Genomic DNA, 24,913 nt, shown 5'->3' on the forward strand with positions numbered 1-24,913 from the left:
TTATGAAAACGCCAAATAAATTAATAGCAATAATTATTACTTCTGTCTCAATTTTGTTTTTTGGGCAGTCATGCGTGTTTGACCTGGAGGAGGACACAAGCAGTGTTTTATCTCTTGAGAATCTGAAATCTGAAAATGACATCGAAGCTTCCTTGGCACCGATTTACCGAATATTCCAAAAATCATTTGCTCCGCACACGTTCCAAATTACAGGGTATGGGTCAGATGACATCACAACCTGGTCTGGCGGAAACAAAGCCCCTCTTAGGGTGTTTGACCGGTTTGATTATGGCGCGGGTGAAAATTCAGCGATTAACTTTCTGGATGCAACATGGGATAGTTCCTGGAAGATGATTTATTATTCCAATACCCTCATTAATGGACTAAAAACATCGACAGCACCAGAAGATGTGATTAAAATTGCCGATGGAGAAGCCCGATTCTTAAGGGCTTTTGCTTACCTGATTTTGGTAAAAAGATGGGGTAATTTACCAATCATATTGGAAAATACCAATCCAACCGGAAATGAAACTCGGGCGACAGTTTTGGAAAACTATCAGCATATCGAAGCAGATTTGAAAATAGCCGAATCATCGTTACCAGAACCTGGGGCCGTTGGTGCTGTTGGGCGAGCATCAAATTCAGCTGCAAAAACTTTGCTTGCTGATTTATATCTTACATGGTCCGGGTGGCCAGTTAAAGATGAAAGCAAATATCAATTAGCTGCAAATAAAGCAAAAGAGGTCATTGATTTGGGCTATTTTCAATTGCTTCCTATCGATAAGCTATGGCTGTTGGAAAACCAAAACAGCAGGGAATCAGTTTTTTCGATTCAATTTTCGAAGTCAGAAGATATACAATCACCTTGGCCCGCCAACACAAGTTTTCATGAGTCCAGAGGATGGTCTGATTTATTTCCGGAACGGCAATTCTTCAATGACTTCCCTGAGAGTCCTAGAAAAGAAGCTACATTTTATAAAGATATTCCACAAAGAGGGGTAGCTAATGGTACCATAGTAGACTTGACACCACCGACTAAACCATGGAAAAATTCACAAAGGAAACACCCGATGTATAAGAAGTTTGCTATCTCAGGTGATCTTACTGTTTCCGATCGTATTGTGGGTTATAGAGCTATTGAATTTTTTAGGTATGCTGAGGTATTACTTATTTACGCGGAAGCGTCAGCCCATATAAATGGTGGAAGTATATCAGGCGATGCGATAGAAGCCTTGAATCAAGTGAGAAGGCGTGCTGCTGGATTGCCTTATGATCAACAAAATTCCATTGTAGATGTAATTTCTGCAACTGCGGATCAAATTGTTGACGAGAAAGGTTGGGAATTGGCAGGAGAAGCTAAACGGTGGAATGATTTGGTGAGATTGGAAAGGGTGGCAGAAGTCGCTGCAAAAAGAGATGTGTCGGAAGAAGTGCCATTGGCTAAACCTGCATCTGAAATTACCTGGAAACAGTATATTGCACCTATTCCATTTCAGGCAATTTCAACAAGTAAACTTGTTCAGAATCCTGAAGGATTTAAAATTGCACCATAGTTAGTTTCTTTAACAGACCTATAATTTTAATTTCAAACCAAAGACTAAATAAGTTATGAAAGTGTTAATCTGTTTTACGTTCATTTTTTCATGCTTGGCGCTACCATCCAATGTTTTTGGAGAGCGATTTAACGTCGTCGATTTTGGCGCAGTTGGTGATGGTGAAACATTAAATACAATTGCTTTTGGCAATGCATTAAACGCTGCATCGGAAGCAGGAGGAGGAACTGTATATGTTCCTGCGGGACGGTTTGTTTCAGGAACAATCGAATTAAAAAGCAATATTACACTTTATCTTGAAGCAGGGGCAATTATCGCAGGGAGTTCTGATTTTGATGATTTTCCATTAGTAAATACCAGAAATGGTTACGAACACGCAGGTCTTATTTATGGAAGGGATCTCGAAAATATTTCAATTCAGGGACGGGGAACTATTGACGGACAAGGAAAACCATGGTGGGATCGTATCCGGTTTTTGCGAGCTAACAACTTTAAGGTGGATTTGCTTACCCCCAGCGAGAAGAGAACACTTGAATTAAATAAAGGAACACGAAATAAAGATGCATTGTCAAGACCCTGCCTGATTGAATTCTTCAACTGCAAGAATATTGAATTGTCAGGTATAACAATAATCAATTCGCCCAAATGGACTGTTCATCCGGTTTTTTGTGAGAACATTAACATTACAGGAATTTCGATTGATAATCCATATGAGGTTCCGAATGGAGATGGAATAAACCCTGATTCGTGTAACGGTGTTCGCATTTCGAATTGTTATTTGTCAACAGGCGATGACTGCGTAACCATTAAATCGGGCTTTAATGAAGAGGGGAGAAAAGATGGAAAGCCATGTGAGAATATTACGATCACAAATTGTGTAATGTTAAGAGGGCATGGAGGGGTAGTTATAGGTAGTGAAATGTCTGGAGGAGTGAGGAATGTGGTTGTTTCAAATTGTATATTTAATGGAACTGACAGAGGAATTCGGCTCAAAGCGCCCCGTGGGAGAGGTAATGTAATTGAGGATGTATCCTTCAACAACATCGTAATGAAAAATATTCGACAGGCAGCAATTGTTTTTGACATGATGTATTATGATACTACCAGGACAGCTCGGGCATTTGATGAAACAACTCCTGTCATAAAAAATATATTTATAGATAATGTCAGGGGGCAAAACGTCAGGGATGCATTATACCTTATTGGGTTGGAGGAAAGTCCTTTGTTAAATATCCGGCTCAGCAACGTTAATGTGAATGCCCAAACTGCTGGAATTATAGAGAATGTGGACGGATTGACTATCAAAGACAGTAATATTTTTTCTGATGATGAAAATCCACTTGAGTTCCGGATTGTTAAGTCTTTAAAGCTGGATAATTTCGAAGTTCGTAATAAAAATACAGAGACTCCAGTGTTCAGTTTTAATAATGCCGAGAATGTATTCTTCTCAGGGTATAATCTCAGCGGTGGATCTTCAATTCCTTTTTACTTGAATGGGGAGATTAAAGACATAAGAATAGAGTATGGTGACAGAAAATTTTCCCTATCTAAAGGCTCCTTCTCCAAGGGGACTAAACTAAATGACAGGCTTGAGCAGATTAGATGATGCTGAAATAAATTTGATTTGTTAGATAATCAGATTTAATAGGTTAGAATAATCCTTTTTGATGAATAGATTGTAATAATATATGGAAACTGATAAAATAATAATTTCTTCGATTACCGTTGCTACCCTGATGACTTCATGTTCATCCATAGGTAATAAAACGAACCTTATAGAGCAGGAAAAGCCAAATGTTGTCTATATCCTAGCCGATGATCTTGGTTATGGTGATTTAGGATGTTATGGGCAAAAAAAAATTGAAACGCCCAATATTGATAAACTCGCGAAAGAGGGCATGCTATTTACACAGCATTATGCGGGATGCGCTGTGTGTGCGCCTTCTCGCTCTTCATTAATGACCGGTCAGGATACTGGACATACGCCTATAAGGGGCAATAAAGGGATGAGGCCGGAAGGACAAGCACCTTTACCGGCTGAGTCTTTTACCATCGCGGAAATGTTAAAAGAAGCGGGGTACGTAACGGGTGCTTTTGGAAAGTGGGGGCTTGGTTTTATCTCGACAGAAGGAGATCCAAATAAGCAAGGCTTTGACCAATTTTATGGATACAATAGCCAAACTCTGGCTCATAACTATTACCCGGATCATCTTTGGAATAATCATGAAAAAGTAGTTTTGTCGGCCAATGCAGGTGACCAGTTTGGGCAATATGCCCCTAAATTAATCCACGAACAAGCGTTAAAGTTCGTGGAGGAGAATAAGAATAGCCCTTTCTTCATGTATTATGCCACAACAATTCCACATGCAGAACTTCTTTTGCCAGAAGCGAATCTTGCTCAATACAGAAATAAATTCTTACCTGAAAGTAGATACGAAGGAGCCAGTCCTGGAGATAAAGGTTTTCGGGTAGGAGCGTATGGTGCTCAAGAAGAACCTCATGCGGCTTTTGCTGCAATGGTATCTTTGCTGGATCAGCAAGTGGGCGAATTGATGGCCAAGTTAAAAGAGCTAGGCTTGGATAACAACACCCTTGTTATTTTTACTTCAGACAATGGTCCTCACTTGGAGGGTGGAGCAGATCCAGATTATTTTGATAGCAATGGTCCGTTAAAAGGTTATAAGCGTGACTTGTATGAAGGTGGCATTCGTGAGCCGATGATTGCCAGATGGCCTGAGAAAATAAAATCAGGTACTACATCGGATCATATTTCTGCTTTTTGGGATGTCATGCCAACTTTTGCCGAACTGGTAGGAGCCAAAATTCCTGAAAATATTCAAGGGATTTCTTTTCTCCCGACATTATTAGGGACCTCGGGGCAAGCAGAGCATGATTATCTTTACTGGGAGTTTCATGAAAATGATGGAAGACAGGCCTTGCGGAGAAACAATTGGAAACTGGTGCGCTACAATGTTCTTGATCAAACAAAGGCCACAACTGAATTGTACGACCTACGAGTTGATTTAGGTGAAGAAGACAATGTCGCTTCTAAATATCCTGAGATGGTTAAGGAAATGATGGCATTAATAGATTCATCTCATACTGAATCCTACAGCTTCCCTTTTTTCGTTAAATAAATATTGGTTTACTCGCTAAAAAGGAGAATTCATTCTGTTGTTTTTCAGATGTTGAATTTAGATCATTACTAACAAAAATATTGGCTTATGAAGAAAATGATAATCCCCTCGATTGCGCTTGCTGTTTTGACGGCATGCAACGAAAGGGAACCTCTGATGGAAAAACCAAATATATTGATTATTTACGTTGACGATCTGGGGTACGGAGATATTGGCGTCAATGGGGCTATCGGCGTTCAAACTCCAAATACAGATCGCTTGGCGAAAAATGGGGTCAATTTTACTGATGCGCATTGCTCTGCAGCTACTTGTACTCCGTCTCGTTTTTCACTACTCACTGGAAGCTATGCTTTCCGCAATAATGCTGCAATCCTGCCAGGCGATGCTCCATTGATTATCAATCCGGATAAAGGGACATTGCCATCCATGTTACAAAGGGTTGGCTACAAAACTGGTGTTGTGGGCAAATGGCATCTTGGAATGGGTAGGGGTAAAGTCGACTGGAATACAGAAATTACACCAGGTCCGCGGGAAGTAGGGTTCGATTATAGTTTTGTAATACCTGCAACTCCTGACCGTGTTCCATGTGTTTTTGTTGAAAATGGAAGAGTCGCTGGGCTAGTGAGCGACGACCCCCTGGAAGTAAATTACGAACGTGACTTGGGGGATTTTCCTGTTGGGACTGAACACTCGGAATTGTTAAAGATGAAAGCCGATTTACAACACAGTGGCTCAATCATAAATGGTGTAAGTAGAATAGGTTATATGAAGGGCGCCAAAAACGCGCTGTGGATCGATGAGGATTTTTCTGAGTTATTGACAAGGAAAGCCCAAACATTCATAGAAGAGAATCGTAACCAATCCTTTTTTCTGTATTTCGCGCTTCATGACATTCATGTGCCACGAATGCCAAACGAACAATTTGTAGGTAAAAGTACAATGGGGCGACGAGGTGATGCTATCGCTGAAATGGACTGGTGTGTTGGTCAAGTAATGAACACTCTGAAAGAACTTGGAATTGAGGATAATACACTTGTTATTTTTTCAAGTGACAACGGTCCTGTACTTAATGATGGGTATGATGACAATGCGGCTGAACTCCTCGGCAGTCATCAACCAGGTGGCCCATTTAAGGGAGGAAAATACAGTGCCTTCGAGGCTGGGACTCGAATGCCGACTATTGTCTATTGGCCGGATGTTGTAAAGCCAGGTGTGAGCAATGCATTGCTATCGCAGGTTGACTTGTACGCATCAATAGCCCGTTTGGTCGATCAGAAACTTGGAAAGGACGAGGCTCCGGATAGTTTTGACTTGCTTGATGCTTGGTTGGGCAAGACGAGAACGGGCAGAAAAACCATGCTTGAGGAGGCATTTACACTATCAGTACGGCAGGGAGACTGGAAGTACATCAATCCACAGGAGAACCCAACACCCGATTGGATGAAAAATAAGGATGTCGCTAGCGGACTTGCAGATTCTGTGCAACTTTATAACCTAAAAGAAGACGTTTTCGAGCAGAATAATATAGCATTGGAGAATCCGGACAAAGTTGCTGAGATGCAGCAGTTGCTGAGTGAAATCATAAAAAGTAATACACGACCAGATTAATTTATTGAAATGAAGAAAGAACGGTTATATTCCCCAAAAAAGCAGTTTGTGCTTTTGGGGACTTTGTTTATATTCCCTTTCGCAACCAACGCACAATTTTCAGACGACATTCAATCTGAAAAGCCAAATATTCTTTGGATAACAATTGAAGACACATCGCCTCAATTTATTGGAGTTTATGGAAATGACGAAGTGAAGACTCCGGTAATGGATAATTTCGCTAAGAGAGGGGTGAGACTGACTAACGCATACGCAACTGCAACTGTTTGTGCTCCAAGTCGAAGCACGATTATAACAGGTTGTTCCACCGAGGTTGTGGGGACAGGTAATCATCGTAGTAAGTATCCTATTCCCCCGTTTATTAAAGGTTTTCCATATTATTTGAAGCAATTAGGATATTACACATCCAACAATGTAAAAACAGATTATAATATTGCTGATGAAAAAGATTTTGTCAACATAGCTTGGGATGAAAGTTCGAATTCTGCAGGTTGGTGGAATAGAAAAAACGACCAACCTTTTTTTTCAGTATTTAATCTGATGGATAGTCATCAGTCCAGAACGATGACCAATTCTTACAGTTGGTACGTAGAAAACATACTAGATAAATTGGATAAAGAGGATAGAACATCTCCAAATGATATATCCATACCCCCTTTTTACCGCGATACACCTGAGATGCGGAAATACTTTTCGAGGGTACACAACTCAATAAAAAGGACAGATATTGAGATAGGAGAGATACTTGAGCGACTGAGGCAGGAGGGGCTTGCTGAAAACACGATCGTGTTTATTTTTGCCGATCATGGCGAGGGTATTCCAAAGGGCAAGACAGTTGCAAATGGATTGGGATATCACGTACCGTTTTTCGTTTATTTCCCTGAAAAATACAAGAATCTTTCACCTTGGCCAATCGGCGGGGTGACTCCTGAATTAATCAGTTTTGAAGACCTAGCTCCAACTATGTTGAGTTTGGCAGGTGCAAATATTCCTGAGTATATGAAAGGTAGGCCATTTCTTGGAAATAGTCGAAAAAATCCGCAAAAGTATGTTTACGCTTCACGGAACCGAATTGATGATGGCCCGGATCTTTGCCGTTCGGTGATGGACGGGAAATATGTTTATACACGCGTGTTTTTCCCTCAGTTACCGATGGTAAAGTTTCAGAAATATGCAGATGTTGCAGACATTTCCATTGCAATCAGAAGAGATCATGCTGCGGGTTTGCTCAATTCGGTCCAAGCTGAACTAATTAACCCAGTTCGTCCGGTAGAGTATTTATTTGATATTGAAAATGATCCGTGGGAGATAAATAACCTTGCTAGTGATAAACGGCATCGTCGCAAATTGTTGGAACTTAGAAAAGCGATGGAGAAGCGCGTTGTGGATATCAGAGACGTCTTGTTTATGCCTGAAGGTGAGATGGTTCGGCAGATGGAGGCTATGACTCCCTGGGAAATGAGGATGGACAAAAAGAATTATGACCTTGTTAAAATATTGAAAGTTGCTGAATTGGTAGGAGAAGGAACATCTGTACTGGATACACAATTCAGATATTTAAGGGATAATGATGTTATTGTCCGCTATTGGGCTGGTGTTGGCCTTGATGCACAGGGCGACAATGTTATAGGCAAAAAGGATGAAATACTTGCAGCGATGAGAGATGACTCTTCTCCGTCGATCAGGATTATCATGGCTGGTATTGCCTGGAAACTTTTCGGGTTACAGGAAGCCAAAGCGGTACTTGAAGAAAACGCTCTCGGTGCTGATCCTTACTTGGCATTTCAATCATTATCGACTATTCAGTATATGTACGAGAAGGGGAAGCCTTTTATTCCGGTATTAACAGAAGTAATAGCAAAATATAAAAATGCAAAAGATGAAATGCCATATGTCGTTGTTAAAACCGCAGAGGTAATCCTTCATTTTATTGATGGGAGAGAATTATCGTATTAATTTTGATTCCCGTTAAGATAAAAGTGAAGAAAGTCGGAGTACACACGAAATTGTAAATAAAATTCTATTGCATCGCATTCTTTAATCAATATTAATTATTATGGACACGGTAAAGATATGATTTTCCCGTGTTTTCTGGAGGCGAAATAAGTCGTTCCCAAATGCCTAGCAGTTTTGAAAGTACTTGAAATATTGATTGAAAAGCGGCTTCATACCTGGCAACGACTGGTTTGACGTATCACAAATAATGACCATGAAGCCATTTTAAGAGAATTGGGTCAAGACCTGAGTCTGGATTAGTGACTCGAGTAGTGTTTTGGAAAATATTGGGGCAGCGTTTTCGTTTCTTTTCAAACAAAATTACTAGGGCCTGTAACGAAAAATCTGAGCGCTGACGATCCTTTAAAATGTTGTACCCTTTGGACGTAACCTTGGTGTGAGTTATAATTACGGGAGATTTATGTGAAAATATTACAATGGAAAGATTTGCTTAAGGAATTCAACTAATATCCGAAATCGCAACTCCGTTTTTGAGCATTTGAATATTTAAAACGTCCTGTTACCGGTTTCGAGATGTAAGAAATTTTGGATACTAATCTTGGTTTGAATGCCGTACTTCGCAACTGGGGGCGCTTTTAGCTTGGCAATTATATTAAGTGGTGTACATAGACAGTGAGTTCAAAAGTGTAGAGGAAGGATGTCAGTCGTTTGCTTTCTCGTTAAGTGTCTGAATTTTTGAATGTAGACCTTTTTACCATGAATATCAAAACAAAGGACAAAATTCTTCTATTAGCTGATGCTGTGCTAGGATTCAAAAGTTTGGGTGAAGTGGTCAACATAGTCGTTGGGGTTGAATATTTTCTTTATAATTTAAAGAGCGTTAAAATCACATGAATTCTGGGCTAGTGACAACACCGACCCATACGAACGTTTGTTAATTCAATGGGGAACAAATTATATTTATCCGCCCATTGCCACGGCTGCTCATGTTACAAAATCTCCAAACCATCAAACCGGCAGGGAATCCTCTCTGAAGTTTAGGTTTGATGTTGCTATTGGCGGCAGGTTAGGATTGGAATTACATCCCGACGATTTGGAGGATGATGAAATTATTTTTGCGAAAGAAGCCATTGAAAATTATAAACTCATCCGTCCGATTATTCAGTTTGGAGATTTATATCGATTACAGTCTCCGTATGATTCAGATGGCTATATGGCAATTAGTTATGTTTCTGAAGATAAAGAAAAGTCAGTGTTGATGGTTTACAGTCAGACCCATCATAGAAGAGAAGAGCGCAATTTTTTGAGAATGAAAGGTTTAGACGAAAACGCGATGTATTTAGTTAGGGAAATTAATTGCACTAGAAAAAACAGCTCAATTAGTTTTAATAACGAAGTAGTATCAGGGAGTGTGCTTATGAATGTTGGGTTTAAAGTCGATTTGAGAATGCCTCAGGAAAGTGCAGTTTTTCAATTTCAAGTTGTATCGCGATTTTGAAGAAAAGTCTTCATGATGATAGTAATCCTAAGTATCTAATCTTTGGTCGTTACAAATTTCAAATTCATTTACAATCTGATTCAAATCGATATTGAGAATTGATTCTAATATTTTTGCTCTCTTCTTATGCATTATGTGGGTTCGGGCTGTCTCACGAGATAGGTTTCAATGAGTTTTTTTGCTAACTATCAGTTAGTTACACCGATGTATGGAGCAATGTTTTTTTGATTGTTTCTAAAATGTACTGTACCGTTTTGAATATTAGTATGCAAATCACTTTCAAGTTAGTTCTTAAAAGCTTTTTAGGGAAATAGTTCATTTTACCGGAGTGATTCTTTTTTATTTGATGAAATGTCTAAATTTGGGTTGAAAAATAGTTCCTATGAAGCTAAATAATGAACAGTTATGGTTAGACTTTCAAAGAGGTAATAGTGATGCTTTAACAAAAATATATCACTTGTTTGCTGATGAGCTATTTACGTACGGGCTAAAGATTGTTAACGATGAACAACTGGTAAAGGATTGCATACAGGATGTTTTTGTTAAATTGATTGACAAGAGGAAATCAATTCGATTGACTTCTAATATTCATCTTTACCTTTTTAAATCAATACGAAACAAGTTGTATGAGGAGTGTCGCACTAAAAATAGGAAACAAAGTATATTAAGTCATTCAATTGAATTTTCTAGTTTTGAAGAGAAGCATCCAGAGCAACTAATAATTGAAACAGAGGAGAGGAACGAAATTCAACGCAAGCTAGTGTCAACGTTGAATACAATGACAAATCGTCAAAAGGAAATTATCTATTTAAAATATACCAAAGGATTGAATTACGATGAAATTGCTGAAATTTTAGCGATAGATAAAGCATCTGCAAGAACACTCGTTTATCGAACTCTTAAGAGTTTAAAAAAAGCGTTGCAGGAAAATGCGTTCATTTTTATGCATATTTTTTAAAGTCAATTGAACGCTAAGGTTTCAAAAATACATATTGATATCGGTTAATTTTTTCCAAAATATTAGATGATGGGCCACTACTCAGAATTGCCAAAGGCGGGGATGTTGAGCCATTTTTTTGAATGTTTTTTGATTCTGGAGTAACAGATTCGAAGATCCATTCCCTACGAAACGCAAAGTGTGATTTGAAAAAATCTAAATTTAATGTCTATATTATCATTAAAAGATCATTTATTGTCGATATTTAATTCACTATGAATAGGAAAAAGAAAATTGATTTTCTGACGTTAATGCGGGATGAAGAATTTGTCCGACGGGTAAGGATATGTGAAAATCCTTCAGAATTATTAAATGAATTGATGGAGGAACGTCCAGAGGATCGCGAAACGATACGGTATGCCTTTGAGTTTATCCGGCTCTGTTTATTGGAAAAAAGAAAAATGTATAGTAAGGACTATGATAATATTTTTGAGAAGATTTCGGAGCATTCTGAGCATAAGAGAAACGTCAGCAAGAGAAGAGTCCTTGTTCCATATCTGTGGAAAGCCGCAATTATATTTATTATATTTGCTATTGGTTCCTTATTGATATACTATCAAAATCAAAAAGATCCATTAGAAGAATTAGCAAATAGAGCTGTAACCGGGGGTGACAAGTCCGTTATAGTTCTTTCAGATGGGACAGAGCGAGTATTGGAAAACAATGATTCTTACATAGATTATAATTCGGATGAAAAAGGAATAATAATAACATCTAAAGGAAGAGACGAAGAGAAGATAGAGAATAAATTAGATAATCATAAATCTTCATTGAATCAGGTTGTTGTACCATATGGACAGCAACAAACAATATTTCTTAGTGATGAGACGGTTGTTCGGCTGAATTCAGGGAGCAGGCTTATTTTTCCAGCGTTTTTTTCAGGGAAGACAAGGGAAGTGTATCTAGTAGGGGAAGCCTACTTTGAAGTGCATCGGAATGATGCAGTTCCTTTTCTTGTCAAAACGGATCATATCGACATTAGAGTTTTAGGTACAAAATTTAATGTTTCTGCATATAATGATGAAAGTATGGCATCAACTGTTCTGGTTGAGGGAAAGGTCAATGTCAGTCAAAAGAATAGAATGTTTGCTAATAGTGAATTTACACTTACTCCAGGCGAGGGCTGTTTTTATTCAAAAGCAGATGAGTCATCAGAAGTAAAGAAGGTCAATGTAGATAATTTTATTTTATGGAAAGATGGTCTTTTCTTGTTTGAAGATATGAAATTGATCGATGTTGTTCGATATATTAAAAGATACTATAATATTCCCATTCAGGTTGAGGGTGATCGACTTGCTAATACGTTGATTTCAGGAAAGTTGGTTTTGTCAGAGGATTTGAATGAGGTGATGGAATATCTCTCTAAGACGATAGAAGGTCAATATATTGAGACGGAGGATGGTAGATATAAACTAGTAAACTAATAGTGTTAATTTACAACCTAAAAACGAACTAAAAAATGAAATAGAAGAATTGGAGGTAAAAAGCCAATGGGTGAGCCAACACCCATTGGCAGGAAAAGATCAAATTGAGTTGCTAATTTAATCAGGACAAATTTATGAAAAAAACAATAACAACCGCGACGGAGTATCTACTTTAGATACATTAAAAGGTCATCATTAATAAAGGAACTAGAAGATTTGTTGTTAATGATGATGACTATGTGAGTATCAATTTATTCTCAATCATTAAAATTGACCCTCGAAATAGAAGAGGTGTCTTGTCTTGGAGGCGGTTTATAGGATATAAGAAAACGGCGGATTTGTGTTTTTCTATAAATATAAAGTGGTAGATCGTAAGAGATGAATGGATTTAGCGACTGAAGATCAGGCAATTGAAGCATCTGTAGAGGCAGTTGTTCAAAGATTCCGGGATACACTATGAGATATTAAAGAAGCAGATAATTCTGCCACCGACCGAAGTATCCCGGCTCGAGTCCCGAGGAGGATTGAAGTAAACTCCGAACAGCCGAAATAGGTTACTATAGACATTGTCCCGGAAAGTGATGGATGCAACCGGAGAACCAATCCTGGTGCGACAATTAGTCTTTAGGTTCAACCAAAGGTATGATTGCAGATATTGACGATAATTATATTAGAAGTTTCTGTAGATGCGTAGGTGCTTGTATTTTTAATTCGTTGGTTGTTCTTCAGAAGAGGTGTGGCAGGCAAACAAACCAATTTCAAAATAGTTTTAAGGTAGACTATAGTTTGTATTGATTGGAACGTAATTGAAGGTTCAGTCCATCAAAAATCGAAGATACTGTTGGTGACATTTCCCGAGCTACCAACGATCTGCTACAGGAAATGAATGTTCCTGATATGGCAAGTCTTTAGCGCGGTTAATTAACGGTGGTTAGGTTCAGATTGTAGTAAGCATCAAGCGGTGTTTAATCTGAATTAGGACAATTAAATTGGTTTATATACTTCTTTATTTGATCTATTCTTTAGAATTATTTACAAATAGCTTGATCTGGATTATTTTATTACAAATGGATGTGAAATAAAGTTGTGGAAAATAATTCTACCTTCTCTCAATTATTTTTTTGGTTCAAATTCAGTTAAATAGACGAACTTTTAATATTCAAATGTTTTAATTGGTAATAAAATGAAAAGAATAATTATGGTATTTGGGATTTTGTTTTTTGCAATAAATGCTAGTTTTTCCCAAGATACCGAATTTAAATGGCATCCTGGTCTATATCAACTTTCAATGAAAGCCGGGAAAATCAGTTCAAAGGATATTTATCCTGAGTTTCGGGGAGTTCAAATTGTATATCCATGGAATGAACTCGAACCGGAGCAGGGGAAATACGATTTTTCATCAATCCGTTCCGACATCAACGCACTTGAGAAACTCAATAAGATGTTGGTTATTCAGGTTCAGTTTAAATCGTTCAAACCGGGAATGAAAAGAGTTCCAGACTATATATCCGGCCCAGAATATGGCGGAGGTGTTTACGAAACAGATAAAGGTGCTTTCGATCCGGTACACTGGAATCCTAAAGTTCAAAACCGGGTGAAAGCGCTGATATATGAATTAGCGAAAGAGTTTGATGAAAACCCGAACGTCGAAGCGATTAACTTGCCGGAATGTGTACCTGGGCCACCTAAAGGGTTTGAACGGAAGCTGAAAATGGATTATGAAGTGAAATTTAACAAATCCCTACCTGCAAATATCGAGCGATTTGATCTAAAGGTCTATACTGGTGTAATTAAATCATACATGAGGGCTCTGAAGGATGCCTTTCATCATACGGTAGCAATACAATACATCAACTGGACTTCTGTTGATGAGTTGATGTCATACGCTGAGGAAATTAGTGTTGGAGTTGGCGGACCAGATCTCCTTCCCCGGCATGAAGCCCTTCGGAAAGTGGCCTATCATTTCTACTCTAAGCTTTCTGGGATAGTACCGCTGGGGACTGCAATCCAACACGGAAACTACAGCCCCAAAGGCCAAGAGATAGACGTGCGTGAGATCTATGATTTCGGACGAAACTATCTCAAGCTAAACTATATGTTTTGGGACATGAATAGACCCCCTTTCGATAAGCAAGTTCTGGAAATGATTCGTGATCGGGATTTTCCCAAGGGGGTTGAAGGAGGTTTGAATCCAGCGATACCTTCAGGATTATTAAAGTGAAAAAGGGTAACCAAATAAAATTAAGGATACGAAGAAGAATGAGCTATTTTAAAAAAGAATTTTCAAAAGTTTCGCACAGGCAGTTTCTGGCTTGGAGCGTTCTGATGATCTCCGGTCTGTCGGTCGTGGGTCTGTCGCTGGCCGACATGGTCACCTTCCAACCAAGGCATTATGAACAGAGCGGCAAGGTTCACGGGCAAATTCCGCTCAGCTCCGCCAACTTTGCGCGGCCGCCCGTGCAAAACCAGGTGTCCGTCTGGTGGCACTGGATGAACGGCAACATCACCAAAGAGGGGATCACCAAAGACCTCGAGGCCATGAAGCTGCAGGGCATCAACGGCTCGACGATCCTGAATGTCCACCGGGGGGACATCGGCGAGGTGGACTGCCCCAAGGTTCACTTTGGCTCCCCGGAGTGGTTTGACATGTTCAAGTTTGCCCTGGCCGAGGCCAACCGCCTCGGAATGACCATCGGCACGGCCAACTGCGACGGCTGGAGCGAGAGCGGCGGTCCTTGGATCACGCCGGAGAAGTCGATGAAACAGACCGTCTGGCGCAAGACCTACATCGAGGGCGGCGGAGCGCGGACCGTTACGCTGAAGCGGCCAATCGGGATCCAAGACTACTATCAGGATGCCTGCGTGGTGGCGTATCTGTCGGGCAAGGCTAACTCCTTCGTCCGGGCGAACCCCGCCGTCACCTACGCGAAGAAGGGCAAGACGGAGGCCATCACAGATGGCAATCCCTTCAGCACCGTGCCGCTGAAGAGCCAGGATCCGATATGGATTCGATTCGCGCAGGCCTTCACGGCCGACGAACTGAATGTCGCGCTTTATGACATGCGCTGGTTGAACACCGTGCCGCTGAAGATTGCGATCGAAGCGTCGGATGACGGCGAACATTTCCGGCCTGTGGCCGAGCTCGTGCTCAAGCAGCAAAACGAGCTGGTTAAGCTGGCGTTTCCCCTCACGACGGCCAAGACGTTCCGCCTGATCGTCGACAAGGATGTGAGCATCGGGGAAATGGCCCTCCTGCGTCACGGCGAACGCAACACGTTCGAGGAAGGCGTGGCCCAGTTCATCGTGAAGTCGGTTTCCTCCCGGCCGCTGAAAGTCGATAATTTCTGGGCCATCGATCCGGAGCCGCCGGCCGGCAGCGTCATCCTCAGTCCCGCGGACGTGATCAATCTGACGGGGCAAATGGATGCCGACGGAACCTTGCGCTGGGATGCTCCACCGGGTGACTGGACGGTGGTCCGCTTCGGCTACACCACCACCGGCTTTCGCAACCATCCCGCCTCGCCGCAGGGGGTCGGCCTCGAATGCGACAAGATGGATCCCACCGCGCTCGACCTTCACTTTCGCAGCTACCCGCAAAAGCTGATCGACCTGGCCGGGTCATACAAGGGAACCACGTTCAAGTATTTTCTCGTCGATAGCTGGGAATGCCACGCACAGAATTGGACGGCAAATTTCCCCCGCGAGTTCGAGCGGCGCCGCGGCTATAGCATCATTCCCTGGATTCCCGTGCTGTGCGGCGAAGTCATCGAAAGCACGCGGTCCACGGAGGCGTTTCTGCACGACTTCAGGATGACCACCAGCGACCTGATCATGGACTATTATTTCAAGCATCTGGCCGACCTCTGTCACGAGCAGGGGATGCAGCTCTACTCGGAGGGGATTTATGGCACGGGCGTCACCCCGCCGGTCGACGTCCTGAAGACCTACAAATATTGCGATGTGCCGATGACGGAGTTCTGGGCGGACATCAACGGGCACCATTGGCCCACCCGGACGGCCCCGCGCAGCAAGCTGAACTCGGTCGGACCGGAGCACAGCGCGTTGCTCTACGACAAACTGCTCGTGGCGGCGGAGGCCTACACCAGCGTGGCGATCTACAGCGACTCGCCGATCGACCTGAAGCTCTTTGGTGATTGCGCGTTCACCAGCGGGGTCAACGCGATGTTCCTGCACAGCTACACGCACCAGCCGATCGAGAAGAAGCCGGGACTCACGCTCGGGATCTACGGGCAGACCTTCAACCGACACAACACCTGGTTCGCCCACGGCCGGAGCTTCTTCGATCAGCAGGCGCGGGTCCAATACCTCCTGCAACGGGGCACCCGCAGGTCGGACGTGCTGGTGTATCTGGGTGACCGGATGCCTTCGGTGGAGTATCAGGCGGAGGAGCTCGCGCAGGTGCTGCCCCCGAATGCGAAATTCAACTACTGCAACGCCGAGGTGTTCCTCGAAAGACTGACGGTGCACGACGGGGAGATCCTGCTCGATGGCAAACATCCGTTCCAATACTTGGTGGTTCGCGACACGGCGCTGAACATCGAAACGGCGAGAAAGGTGGAGGCCTTGGTGAAGGACGGCGCGGTGGTCTTTGCCCCCAAACCGAAGGTCACGCTGTCCCTCAAGGACTTTGACGTCAACAACGCCGAGTTGCGCGCGATCGCGGACCGCGTGTGGGGGGCGGAATCCGGTGGTTCCGCCCGTGCTCACGCCCATGGCAAGGGCCGGGTCGTCTGGAATCTGAGCGAAATCGAAAAGATCTACGCGCCCGATTTCGAAGTGAAGTGCATCGATCCGAACTCCCTCATGCATCTGCACAAGCATGACCACGGTGTGGACATCTACTACCTCGTCAACCCCAACAATGTTTCCTCTGTTTCTTTTGAGGCGCGCTTTCGTGTCAGCGGCAAGACGCCGGCGATCTGGGATCCACTGGACGGGAAAATCCATTCTCTGGCGGTCTATTCCCGGGACGGGCAATACACCGCACTTCCGCTCACGCTGCGCGCGAAACAATCCGTGTTCATTGTCTTCACCGACGAGGCGCCACGGTCGCATTTTACGACCGTAAAATCGCGGGACGGGACGCTGCTCTTTCCGGCCGCCGACGAATCGAGCGTGACGGCATTACCGTTCGCCCGTTTTGAGGCGGATGGCCGGGTGACGATCCAGGGCGGTCGAAGTGGAGACTACATTTTCCTCTCGGACGCCGGAAAGACCTGCGCGGTTGCGATGAAGCCTGCCGAGGTGATGACGCTTTCCGAGGCCGAAGGCACGATCACATTTGCCAACGAACCGGAGTTGGGCGCGCAGCCGCTGGGCAAGTTCATCTCGTTCACGGAGTCCTCCAATCCATTGGTCAGATACTACTCTGGCGATGCCACCTATCGGATGAGTGTCACCCTGCCGCCGGCCTTTGTGGACGAAGCCAGGACCGTTTCCCTGCAACTGGAGCAGTTCGGTTCGACCGCCGCCATTGATGTGAATGGACGCTCTGTCGCGACCATCTGGGATCCGACGGAGAAGGTCGACATCACCGACTGCGTCAAAGCGGGCGTCAACGACCTGACGATCATGGTGACCAACCCGTGGCGGAACCGGCTCATCGGCGACAAGGTGAAATCGCGCGGCGACAAGGATCTCTGGACCACCTCCCCCATGATCATCAAGCGCGACCCAGTTCCGGCGATCTCCAAAGATGCCGAGCTGTTTCCCGCTGGCATAAGTGAGCCGATCAAGATCTTCAGTGAGCACCCGATGGTGCTGGTGGCGCTTTGAACTTAAATAGTATCACTGGAGAGAAGAGTGTTTTTTATTATAGATTGGGTACTGCTGTAATAGAAAATAAACACGCAGTTTGTGACTTTATGTGAACAGGTTTGTATATCTTCTTATTTGGATTAAACTTAAGAATAGAGATGATAGCTAATTTTTTTTAGAGAAAATTTCAAAATTATAGAAATTGAGTAGCATGAGAAATGTAGAAAAAAATATTATGTCCCGCAGAAGGTTCATAAGCAGGAGTAGTCTGTTGTTTTCTGGTATTGCGATAACAGGATCTGCAATAGGTAATATCGGCGAATTCGAAAAATTGACGGGTAGATCTCAATCCGATGAGCTACCTCCTTATATTATTGAAAATGACCTAGTGGATGACCCGCTTCTTAAATTGGGGATTTTGAATGCCAGACATTATACTAAAGGTGACGGAATAACAGATGATTCGAAAGGCTTTAAAAGGGCACTTCAGGATATATATCAATACAAATTGGCTCTATATATTCCAGGTGGAACTTATCTCGTCTCCGAAACTCTGGATTGTCGAGTGGAGCTATTCCCTGAAGGCCTGAATTTCAGGCCGAGAAAGGGGTACGTGATTTTAGGGGATCCGGCAAACCGCCCGACAATTAAACTCGCCGACCATGCCAACGCTTTTCAGAATCCAGATACTCCAAAATCTGTATTGAAAATCTGGGTCGATCATCCTGAAAGAGGGGAGGTAGGAGCTTGGTTGATGGACAGTGGTGGGGTGTCATCTATTCGGATAGATTGTGGGAAGGGCAATCCCGGAGCCATAGGTTTTAATTGTTGGGGTGCCCAGGCTCAGTTCGTCGAAAATATTACAGTCAACGCCCATGGAGCCTTTGCAGGCATAAAGGATGTGATTGGTAATGCTGGTTATATGTCTAATATTGAAGTGTTCGGTGGGAGATATGGAATTTGGGCACAAAAGGGTCAATCGGGAGCGATCAACGGCTTAACGTTAATTGGACAGGAAACTGCGTCAATCCGAAATGACCTTTTTTGGCCCTTAACAATCACCGGGTTTAAGATTGAAAAGGAGAGTGGCCCTGCAATAGAGATTAACGACACTTTTGGTCAGACCTTTAATGGGCATCTTAGTCTTGTTGATGGCACTATTTCACTTACGAAGAAATCAAATGTTGTTATTAATACAGACAATTCTAATGGGAATAGGGGAAGAAATGTTTATATGAGGGATGCGTACATCAGGAACGCCGACACTATAATTCAGAATTTTGGGAAAAAAAGTGTTCCAGCCTTAAATAGTAAATGGACCCATGTAGTAGAGTACGCTTATGCATGCAAAGATGGAGTGATCCAGATAAACGGAAAAAATCAGATTGACGAAGTAATCAAACTTGACAGCGCCAATCCCCCTGAAAAACTTCTGTCCTATCACAATTTAAAAGAGCGCGAGATACCATTTGGCCTTGACTCTGATACTGTTTGCATCACAGATGAGACTATATTGGGAGTTCATGCAGCCAAAGGAGATGGGGTGGAAGATGATACAGAATCGTTTAGATATGCAATTAGTAAATACCCAAAGATATTTATACCTAAAGGCACTTTCAGATTGACAGGTACAATTTCCTTGAAAAAAGAGACGATTTTATTCGGTATCTCGACTTCCCTTTCAGTGCTGAAACCTGAAGTTGACCAATGGAATGTTCAAAGCCAAAGTGCGGTAATTACAACACCTAATGATAAGGATGCCAGCTGTGGTCTATCTCAGTTTTCCATCAAACCGTCCACTAAAAAACCAGATTGGGCTGGAGCCTATCCAATGATCGACTGGAGAGCAGGACGTCATTCTTTTGTGAAAAATGTTTTCCCAAACACCGACCTATTTGATTATACTCCCAATGGTCCAATTATTTTAATTTCTGAAAATGGCGGCGGTAGATGGTATGGCTTTGATGGTGGTTCCGATCCGTTTATAAAAGATCAATATCGGTTTAAAGATAAATACGTGCATCTTCTGGTGACCGGCACCCATGAACCTTTGGTTATTTATTCTCATTGTTCAATTCACGGTTTGATGAAGTGTTACAATAGAATTGAGAAGTCGAAAAACATTGAACTTTATGGTGGTATGGATGAGGTCGGGATTGAAACAGGTACATATATGAAAATAGAAGATAGCTCAAATATCTTGATTTCAGGACACGGTGGACATTTATTAAAAGATGTCGAAGGTTCACCGGTACCTAATTATGAGTTATTGGGATGTACAAATATCACAATGAGTATAATAAGTTCTAACTATCTTGGGTCAAAAGACAAATCCGGGGAGAAATGGTACCGAATAAAAGATGAGAGGGGAGTTATTGCAGGAGATAAAAGTGTATCATATTATAGGCTCGGCGACGGATACTGCAGGAGGTGATGTAGCTATAATTTCCTAAACTATAATACAAAATTGAAATAAAATTGAAAACATGAAAAGATCAAAAATTCAAGGATCGAATAAATGCTCAAATTCTTGTAGATTCCAATTGCAGCATTTTTCAATAATAATTATTTGCTTGTTTTTAAACGTAGCTGCACAAGGGCAAATAGCAACTAAAAATGGACAGGAAATAAAGAGCCCTCTAATTGAGGGTGAAAAGTGGTGGGGAGGATTCAGCGTTGAGGGTACGGAAATGCCCTTTTCAAAAACAAACCCGCATGAAGTTGATTTAAGGAATGATACGAAAGGAAACCAGGGACAGCCATTTTTTGTAAGTAATATGGGACGATATATCTGGTGTGAAGATCCGTTTTCTCTTAAAATAGAAAATAACCAATTAGTGGCTGTTTCCAGCTTAGGTGATATTGAGTTAGGGCAAGCTGGAAGTACCATGAAAGATGCATTCTTATATGCAGGGAAAAAGTTCTTTCCCACGAATGGCCAGATTCCCGACACCTTACTTTTTGTTCGTCCTCAGTATAATACATGGATTGAACTGGTGTATAATCAAAACCAGAAAGATATTTTGAAGTATGCACAGAACATTATTGACAATGATTTTCCGATTGGAGTTTTGATGGTCGATGACAACTGGCAGATTGATTATGGAAATTGGGAGTTTAACCCGGAGAAATTTAGCAATCCTAAAGCGATGTGTGATCAGTTGCACCAAATGGGTTTCAAGATAATGTTATGGGTGTGTCCTTTTGTTAGTCCGGATAGCGAAATATTCCGGGATTTGGAGGAAAAGAAGTTCCTTATCATGAAGTCAGATCGGCCAGATGAGCCTGTAATGGCAAAATGGTGGAACGGTTATTCGGCGGTGCTCGATTTGTCAAATCCTGGCGCAATGGAGTGGTTTAAAGATAGGTTACATTGGCTACAAACTGAATATGGGATTGACGGATTCAAACTTGATGCAGGAGACGCAAGGAATTACGTTAACGTAGAATCCTTTCAGACATTAAATGCTAACGTACATTCTGAACTCTATGCAAAGGTCGGTCTTGACTTTGCGTTCAATGAATATCGCGCATGCTGGAAAATGGCAGGACAACCTTTGGTTCAACGCTTGCGGGATAAGGCCTATTCTTGGAGTGCAGTTCGACAGTTAATACCTGATATGATGGCATTAAGTATGATGGGATATGCTTATGGGTGCCCTGATTTAATAGGAGGGGGAGAAGCCGGAGGTTTTGCCGATAATCCTGAAATTGATCAGGATCTGATTATTCGATCTGCGCAGGTACATGCATTGATGCCAATGATGCAGTTTTCCGTTGCTCCTTGGAGAATACTTGATGCAGAACATCTTGATGCAGCTAGAAAAGCGGCAAACCTTCATGTCCGGTTTAGCGAGTTAATTCTGGAATTGGCTAAGAGATCTTCGGAGACAGGAGAGCCAATCGTTCGGCCAATGGAATATAACTTCCCTCATCAAGGTTTTTCTGAAATTAAGGACCAGTTTATGTTGGGTGAGAATATTCTCGTTGCCCCAATGGTCGAAAGTGGCCGTCTTAAACGGGAAGTGGTCCTGCCTCGGGGAACTTGGGCCGATGATTTGGGGAACAAATACAAGGGGGGAAAAACGATTACAGTAGAAGTACCTATTGACCGAGTACCCTATTTCAAAATGATCAAATAGAAAATGAATTATTGAAGCGCAAAATATTGTTAATGTGAAACTTATAAGTATTTGTTTGTCGTTAGTATTGGTATTTCCCTCGATCCTTGTTGCTCAAAAGACAGAGACTATTTACTTGACCGGCACAGGGGCGGAAAATACAGTGAACTGGGATTTCTATTGTTCGGCAGGAATGAATAGTGGAAAGTGGACAACTATTGCAGTTCCATCTTGTTGGGAGCAGCAAGGGTTTGGTAGTTATAACTATGGACTTGATAAGTTCGAGAACCGATTAAATGAAACAGGTAAATACCAGTATAGGTTTGAAGTACTTCGAGAATGGTCGAGTAAAGAGGTTGACCTTATTTTTGATGGAGTCATGACCGATGCTGAAGTAAAGATAAATGGTAAACTTGCCGGCCCTATCCATCAAGGAGCTTTTTATCAATTTAGATATGATGTAACAAACCTGTTAAGACCAGGAGCAAAGAACCTGCTAGAAGTATTTGTTAAAAAGCATTCCGATAACCCATCCGTAAATATGGCCGAAAGATACGCTGATTACTGGGTGTTCGGGGGCATATTTCGCCCAGTGTACCTTGAGGTAAAACCAAAAACAAATATACAAAGGGTGGCTATTGACGCTCGATCCAGTGGAGACTTCCGAGCAGATGTATATATCTCGAATCATCTAAAAGCTAATGTTTTAAAGGTTGTTGTTCAGTCTTTGGATGGCAACGAACAGACTTCATTCGAGAAAAAGATTGATTCGGATAGCATTCGGATTGAAGGACGGATGGACAACCCTAGGATCTGGTCGCCTGAATTTCCGAATTTATACAACGTCACTTTTAATTTGTTAGATAAAAATGGGATTGTCATCCATCAGCATGATGAACGAATCGGATTTCGTACGGTTGAAGTTCGAGAAAGCGATGGAATTTATGTAAATGGGATCCGGATTAAAATGAAAGGGGTCAATCGTCATACATTCCATCCGCTTTATGGTCGAACGTCGTCAAAAGGGTTAAGTATAACAGATGTAAATCTAATGAAAGAAATGAATATGAATGCGGTGCGCATGTCCCATTATCCACCGGATCAACACTTTCTGGATGTATGCGATTCTTTAGGGATGTTTGTATTGGACGAGCTCGCATCATGGCAAAAACCCTCATTGGATGATACCGTCGGTCGAAAGTTGCTGTACGAAATGATTACCCGCGACGTGAATCATCCATCCATTATTTTATGGGATAATGGTAACGAAGGAGGAGAAAACAATAATCTTAATACATATTTTTCAGAGCTAGATATTCAGCGGCGGGCAGTTTTGCATCCTTGGCAAGATTATGACCGGATTAATACCCTTCATTACATCGATTATGGATATTTGGCCAGTGACGGATTTAGCAAACGCAAAATATTTTTTCCAACGGAATTTTTGCACGGACTATATGATGGTGGCCTTGGGGCAGGATTGGATGATTTCTGGTTTAGAATGTGGAACGATCCCTTGTGTGCCGGTGGATTTCTTTGGGCTTTTGCCGATGAAGCTGTTGCACGGACAGATCGGAACGGTGAATTAGACACTGATGGCAACCATGCTCCTGATGGAATTTTTGGCCCCTATAAAGAAAAAGAAGGAAGTTTTTTTACGATAAAAGAAGTCTGGGCGCCGATTTACTTTGAGAAGCGGTACATCACCTCTGAATTTAATGGGAAATTTCGAATTGAAAACAGGTATCTGTTCACCAATCTTGATCAATGTGCCTTTGTTGCTAATTGGATGAATTTCTCAAACCCGAATCAACGTGTGGAGGAGAAAGTCGAGAAAACGGAGCATATTGAAATTAATTTGGAGCCTGGCCAAAAAGGATCTTTGACCGTGAGTTTGCCTCCAAATTGGCAGACGTATGATGCCCTTCGAATTGACGCTATTGATAGAAGTGGTCGTCATATTAACACGTGGAGCTGGCCAGTGAAAACCGCAGAAACCAAAGCTAAGGAGATCCTTTCTGAGAAACAAACAGGAAAACCACAACTGACAGAAACCGGGAGCGAGCTAAAAGTGGAAATAGGAGCTCTTAAAATAGATTTTGATAAGACGAACGGGACAATTTTACGGATTCAAAAGGATACTAATTCAATTCCTCTTTCCAACGGTCCTGTTTTCGTTAGTAGCGAGAGAACAGTGAAGAATGTAACCCATCATGTTGGGCAGTCAGGGAATATTGAAATAGATGTGCTTTTTGAGAATGGCGATTCAATAAAGTGGACAATTGATTCAAGTGGGTTTGTTCATTTGGATGTAGTATATGAACCAACAAATAATTGTCAATTTGCAGGCATCACTTTTCAATTCTCGGAAAAGCAAGTTGCAGGAATGAAATGGTTGGGTGACGGACCATACAGAGTCTATAAGAACCGGATGAAAGGTGTTTCGTTTGGATTATGGGAAAAAGCATACAACAATTCAATTACAGGTGAATCTGGTTATGAATACCCTGAATTTAAAGGATATCATTCCAATATTTATTGGGCAAAAATCCAGGGAAAAGGTGTGCCAGGTTTCACTGTCTTCGTAAAGAGTAATGACATTTATCTACGAATGCTAACTCCGGATGAGCCCAAAATTCCGGCGAAAACAGCAATGGTGTATCCATCAGGGGGTATTTCGTTTTTACATGCAATTAGTGGAATAGGCACTAAAATGAAAGAAGCGCAGGAAACAGGGCCACAGTCTATCCCTTATTATTTTCGGAGTTCGCGTATTCATGGTGGAAAGCTAATAATGAGACTAACCTTTTTATTTTAAATTGTGGTTAAACGAAGGGGCTA

General features: G+C 42.1%; 13 protein-coding genes and 1 pseudogene. All 14 read left to right on the top strand.

Annotated elements, in window-relative coordinates; all coding sequences use genetic code 11:
- The first annotated feature begins 2 nt into the window (after positions 1–2).
- The 14 genes and pseudogenes from AC6H3C_RS03310 to AC6H3C_RS03375 all read left to right on the top strand — a co-directional run bounded on the left by AC6H3C_RS03310 (position 3) and on the right by AC6H3C_RS03375 (position 24,890).
- Positions 3–1,553 (top strand): RagB/SusD family nutrient uptake outer membrane protein, encoded by a 1,551-nt coding sequence (locus AC6H3C_RS03310; RefSeq protein WP_497519223.1) that lies wholly within the window; start codon positions 3–5, stop codon positions 1,551–1,553.
- Positions 1,554–1,608: 55 nt separating this feature from the next.
- The gene (locus AC6H3C_RS03315; RefSeq protein ID WP_497519225.1) at positions 1,609–3,159 is read left to right on the top strand and encodes a glycoside hydrolase family 28 protein; all 1,551 of its coding nucleotides are present in this window, start codon (positions 1,609–1,611) and stop codon (positions 3,157–3,159) included.
- A gap of 82 nt (positions 3,160–3,241) precedes the next feature.
- The gene (locus tag AC6H3C_RS03320; protein ID WP_497519226.1) at positions 3,242–4,690 is read left to right on the top strand and encodes an arylsulfatase; all 1,449 of its coding nucleotides are present in this window, start codon (positions 3,242–3,244) and stop codon (positions 4,688–4,690) included.
- A gap of 87 nt (positions 4,691–4,777) precedes the next feature.
- Positions 4,778–6,298: a sulfatase family protein gene (locus AC6H3C_RS03325; RefSeq protein WP_497519228.1), complete on the top strand. Its 1,521-nt coding sequence runs from the start codon at positions 4,778–4,780 to the stop codon at positions 6,296–6,298.
- A 9-nt stretch (positions 6,299–6,307) separates the two neighbouring features.
- Positions 6,308–8,254 carry a sulfatase family protein gene (locus tag AC6H3C_RS03330; protein ID WP_497519229.1) on the top strand — a complete coding sequence of 649 codons (1,947 nt, stop codon included), beginning with the start codon at positions 6,308–6,310 and terminating at the stop codon, positions 8,252–8,254.
- A 904-nt stretch (positions 8,255–9,158) separates the two neighbouring features.
- Positions 9,159–9,413 (top strand): annotated as a pseudogene (locus tag AC6H3C_RS03335) (alpha-galactosidase); the annotation flags it as partial.
- A 54-nt stretch (positions 9,414–9,467) separates the two neighbouring features.
- Entirely contained in the window at positions 9,468–9,752 is a 285-nt protein-coding gene (locus AC6H3C_RS03340) for a GH36 C-terminal domain-containing protein (RefSeq protein ID WP_497521244.1), read from the top strand.
- Between the two features lie 382 nt (positions 9,753–10,134).
- On the top strand, positions 10,135–10,710 hold the full coding sequence (locus AC6H3C_RS03345; RefSeq protein ID WP_497519230.1) for an RNA polymerase sigma factor: 576 nt from the start codon (positions 10,135–10,137) through the stop codon (positions 10,708–10,710).
- Between the two features lie 254 nt (positions 10,711–10,964).
- Positions 10,965–12,173: a FecR family protein gene (locus tag AC6H3C_RS03350; RefSeq protein WP_497519231.1), complete on the top strand. Its 1,209-nt coding sequence runs from the start codon at positions 10,965–10,967 to the stop codon at positions 12,171–12,173.
- A 1,183-nt stretch (positions 12,174–13,356) separates the two neighbouring features.
- On the top strand, positions 13,357–14,394 hold the full coding sequence (locus tag AC6H3C_RS03355; RefSeq protein ID WP_497519232.1) for a hypothetical protein: 1,038 nt from the start codon (positions 13,357–13,359) through the stop codon (positions 14,392–14,394).
- Between the two features lie 38 nt (positions 14,395–14,432).
- Positions 14,433–17,969: a glycosyl hydrolase gene (locus AC6H3C_RS03360; protein WP_497519234.1), complete on the top strand. Its 3,537-nt coding sequence runs from the start codon at positions 14,433–14,435 to the stop codon at positions 17,967–17,969.
- 193 nt (positions 17,970–18,162) lie between these two features.
- A complete protein-coding gene (locus AC6H3C_RS03365; protein WP_497519235.1) occupies positions 18,163–20,385 on the top strand; it encodes a glycosyl hydrolase family 28-related protein in 2,223 nt (740 codons plus the stop codon).
- Between the two features lie 52 nt (positions 20,386–20,437).
- Positions 20,438–22,093 carry a glycoside hydrolase family 31 protein gene (locus AC6H3C_RS03370; protein ID WP_497519236.1) on the top strand — a complete coding sequence of 552 codons (1,656 nt, stop codon included), beginning with the start codon at positions 20,438–20,440 and terminating at the stop codon, positions 22,091–22,093.
- Positions 22,094–22,127: 34 nt separating this feature from the next.
- Positions 22,128–24,890, top strand: a complete 2,763-nt coding sequence (locus tag AC6H3C_RS03375; protein WP_497519237.1) for a glycoside hydrolase family 2 TIM barrel-domain containing protein — start codon at positions 22,128–22,130, stop codon at positions 24,888–24,890.
- Positions 24,891–24,913 lie beyond the last annotated feature (23 nt).

This window comes from Gaoshiqia sp. US2, from assembly GCF_059705485.1.